Source organism: Gemmatimonas sp., assembly GCF_041689975.1.
Classification (GTDB): Bacteria; Gemmatimonadota; Gemmatimonadetes; order Gemmatimonadales; family Gemmatimonadaceae; genus Gemmatimonas.
In genome coordinates, this window is the sequence record NZ_JBDNFF010000191.1 from 1 (window position 1) to 3,680 (window position 3,680).

General features: G+C 65.2%; 4 protein-coding genes. All 4 read right to left on the reverse strand.

Annotated elements, in window-relative coordinates; translation table 11 throughout:
• Positions 1 to 3: 3 nt before the first annotated feature.
• A complete protein-coding gene (locus ACESNG_RS12155) occupies positions 4 to 744 on the reverse strand; it encodes a LytR/AlgR family response regulator transcription factor (RefSeq protein ID WP_373069163.1) in 741 nt (246 codons plus the stop codon).
• A complete protein-coding gene (locus ACESNG_RS12160) occupies positions 741 to 1,808 on the reverse strand; it encodes a sensor histidine kinase (protein ID WP_373069165.1) in 1,068 nt (355 codons plus the stop codon). Before ACESNG_RS12160 ends, ACESNG_RS12155 begins: the two co-directional genes overlap by 4 nt.
• On the reverse strand, positions 1,805 to 2,620 hold the full coding sequence (locus ACESNG_RS12165) for a hypothetical protein (protein WP_373069167.1): 816 nt from the start codon (positions 2,618 to 2,620) through the stop codon (positions 1,805 to 1,807). The genes ACESNG_RS12160 and ACESNG_RS12165 overlap by 4 nt, the downstream gene beginning before the upstream one ends.
• The coding region (locus ACESNG_RS12170; protein ID WP_373059453.1) for a TonB-dependent receptor domain-containing protein at positions 2,595 to 3,680 on the reverse strand (1,086 nt) is incomplete at its 5' end. The genes ACESNG_RS12170 and ACESNG_RS12165, both read right to left, overlap by 26 nt.

The following is a 3,680-nucleotide window of genomic DNA, read 5'->3' on the forward strand; positions in this document are numbered from 1 at the left end:
CCGCTACACCGTCAACGTTCGCAACAGCTGCGTTCCACTACGGCTCGCCGTGATGCGCGTGCCGTCGCGCATTTCCACGCAGAGCCGCGCCGAATCGAACGGAATGAGCGCCGCGACCGCGTCGAGGTTGACGGCGTGGGAACGATGGATGCGAATGAAACGCCGTCCGTCGAGTTTCATGAGCAGTGCCGCGAGGGTGATCGTGAGCACGTGACGACGGCCGCGCACGATGATGGTCACGTAATCATCCTCGGCTTCCAAACGCTCGATCTCCTGCACCATGATCGGGACGATACGTCCCCGCTCCCGCACGAAGACGCGCGTGAGCGCGCCATGGGTAGCCCTTACGCGCTCCGCAACCGATGTGTCGCCGCCATATATGGATAGTGAGCGTTCCACGCGTCCCACGGCGGTGGCAAAGCGCTCCGGACCGAACGGTTTGAGCAGGTAGTCCACCGCGCCCAGTTCGAACGCCTGCACGGCATGCGCGTCGAATGCCGTGGTGAACACGACGGCCGGGCGGTGCGTGATGCGCTCGAGGACTTCGAGCCCATTCAGCTCGGGCATCGCAATATCGAGAAAAACGATCGCGGGTCGCAATCGGTCGATGAGGGTCACGGCGTTGCTACCATCAGCAACCTCGCCGACCCAGAGCAGGCTGGGGGTTGCCTCGATCAGGGCGCGGAGATGCAAGCGCGCGAGCGGCTCGTCTTCACACACGAGCACCGTGAACGGCGCGCTCATATCGGCAGGAACACCGACACACCGAACCCTTCGCCCGGCACCGCGCGGACATCCACTCGTGCGGTATCTCCGTAGAGCACCGCGATGCGCTGCCGCAAGGCGTGGAGTCCAACGCCAGGCCCACGCGTGTCGTCGTGGGCCAGCGGTCCCGGTCCGTCGTCGTGCACATGAAGCACCAGCTGCGCGCCTTCAACGCGTCCACCGAGACGTACGATACCGCCAGCGGTGCGTGGTGCGATGCTGTGTTTCACCGCATTCTCAACGAGCGATTGCAAGACAAAGCTTGGCACACGCTGACGCAACGCGCTGTCCGAAATGTCGCGGACCACACGTAAGCGTTCCCCATAGCGGAGCGACTCGAGGGCGAGGTACGCGTCGGTGAACGCCACCTCGTCGGCGAGCAGTACCTCTTCACGCCCTCCCTGTCGTGCATCGAGTACGTACCGCAGCAGGGCACTCAGTCGTTCCACCGCTTGTGCTGCCGCTACCGGATCGTGTTCAATGAGCACAGTGACGGAGTGCAGCGTGTTGAAGAGAAAGTGCGGGTCGAGCCGTCCGCGGAGCGCTTCCAGTTCAGCGCGGACCCGCTGGGCTTCGATGTGCGCTACGCGTGATTCCTGCGCGCGCCCTCGCGCTGCAGACTGTCTCGCCCACGTCACTCCACAAAGCGCGGCGTAGATCAACACGCCCTCGAAGGTCTGCCAGTGTAACCAAGTGGCAACCTCTTCTCCCACGCGTTGCCAGCTTGGCACGCTCTGGCGGATACCTAGCAGAATGAGCCCGTCCCATAGGCCCGCATAGATCAGCGCCATCCCGGCATGGACCAGAAAAAACCGCGCGGTTGGACGCGCAGGCCACGTCCAACGCTGCGCGAGCCATAGCGCACCCACGCCCAATACCGCCGCCCACACGACCGTGCTGAATGCCGCTACGATCGCCGTGGCCGCCGAGATGGTCCTGGAGGCGCCGATCAGTGCGGCATACACCAACACCAATGGTGACCATGCCGCCGTGTACCATGCGGTCCAACGAACCCACGTGCTCCACCGCGGCGATGAGGTCATCGCGCCGCACCCAGCGCCGGGCGCAGCTGATCGCGCACCCAACGATACTCCGGTGCAATGGCCAGCGCGCGATCGTACGCGGCGCGGGCCCCACTCACGTTCCCACGGTCCTTTTCCATCTGTCCAAGCCACGCGTAGGCCTCGGCGGCCCCCCACGAAGGGAGTGGCCGCGCCGGTTGATCTTTGGCGAAGGCGCTGATCGCTTGTTGTACCAACGCATAGCCTTTGTCTTTCCCGCCGCCCCACATGGATGGAGTGAACCACGCGCCGATTCCGGCCAACAGTGCCACGCGCGGATTGTTCGGTCCCAAGGTTCGCGCGGCCGTGCCGGCTTCACTCGCGGCGTTGCCGTAGCGCATGCCGTTGACCATGCCCGTTCCGGCGAGCGCGCCAAGACAGGACGACAGCAGCGCCTCGGTTTCGGCAAGCGGGCGTGCGGCGGCCGAGCGCTCGAGGAGTTCGATGGCCGATTTCAGTTTCTTCTCGGTGGCATCGGACATCTCACCGCCCTCATCCCGTCCCATGGATTCACGATAGAGTCCGTACGCACGATAATGCAGGAGCAACGGATCGTTGGGGAAGGCCGTGAGGGCGCGGTCGAGCATGGTCCCGACACCGGCCAACGCGGCGGCGTCGTAGGCGAAGACGGCGCGTTCAATCTGGGTGCGCGCGCTGTCGGCCCATCGCGCGGCGCCGGTGAGAGGGGCCGTGGTGGACTGTGCATGCAGGGGCTGCAGTGTCGCGCACGCGAGGAGCATCGTGCTGGTGACGATACGTCGAATGCAGTCAGTAGAGAAGCGTAGCGCCGGCATAGAGGGCTCGGTTGAAGGGAGCAAGGACCGGCACGCGCTCGCGATAATCGGTAGTCCACCGATAGCGCATCACGTTGCCGCGGTTGAACAGGTTGGACAGGTCACCCCAGAGCACCATGGCGCGCTTACCGCCGATGGGGCGATACCAGCTGGCGGAGATGTCGCTGCGCCAATAGGCGGACAGTCGCTCTCCATTGGGCGCGCCAAACACCGGCAGCCGCTCATCGCCCACTGTTCGTGTGCCGACGATGTCGGTGAACGGGCGTCCGGTGGCGTGGCGCAGTGCCGTATTCACCGTCAGGCGTCCGAACACGCGCTCGGTGATCCAGCTCACGGAGTGTCGGACGTCGCCAATGGCCGGTGCGTCGATGCCCGTGTCGGGGTCGTCACGGCGCGAGCGTACGATGCTCCAGGCCACGCGGCTCCGCGTCCGCGCGTTCAGTCGGGTGCGGAGAAAAATGTCGGCGCCGCGTGCATGGCCGTGGCCATCTCCGGCCACCCCGAAGTCGCGGGTGAATTGCCAGAGATTGCGGTAAGCTTTGTCGTAGAGCTCCACGCGCAATCCCACGCTGTCACCGCCCCATTGCGCGCCCACGATCGATTCGCGCACGCGCATGGGGGCGAATCGGCTGCTGTTGCCCTGCGGGCGGAAGAATATTGGTTCTGCCACCTGATGCAGCACGCCGAACGCGGCCGTCAGACCCAGCGTACCACGCTGCCAGACAGCGGAAACGCGAGGGTCGACGGTGCGGGTGCCGGTGATGGTGGCGCGGTCAGTACGCACGCCGGTGACGACGCGGAAGTTCGGCGTTTGACGCACCGTCGCTTCGAGAAAGGCGCCGATTCGGTCGCTTGCGCTATTCGCCGCAAACAGCGCGCGCTCCGGCGCTTCGTTGTCTGCCACGGCGCCCGTGTATCTCGCGTCGAGTCGCTCGAGGTCACCACCGAATCGAACACTGATCCGATAGTTCGGCTGCCAGCCCAGCGCGCCCACCAGGTGGGTCACGCCGAGTTTCGTGCCGAGGCGTAGCGTCTCGAAGGACTCCGTACGATCGAAGCC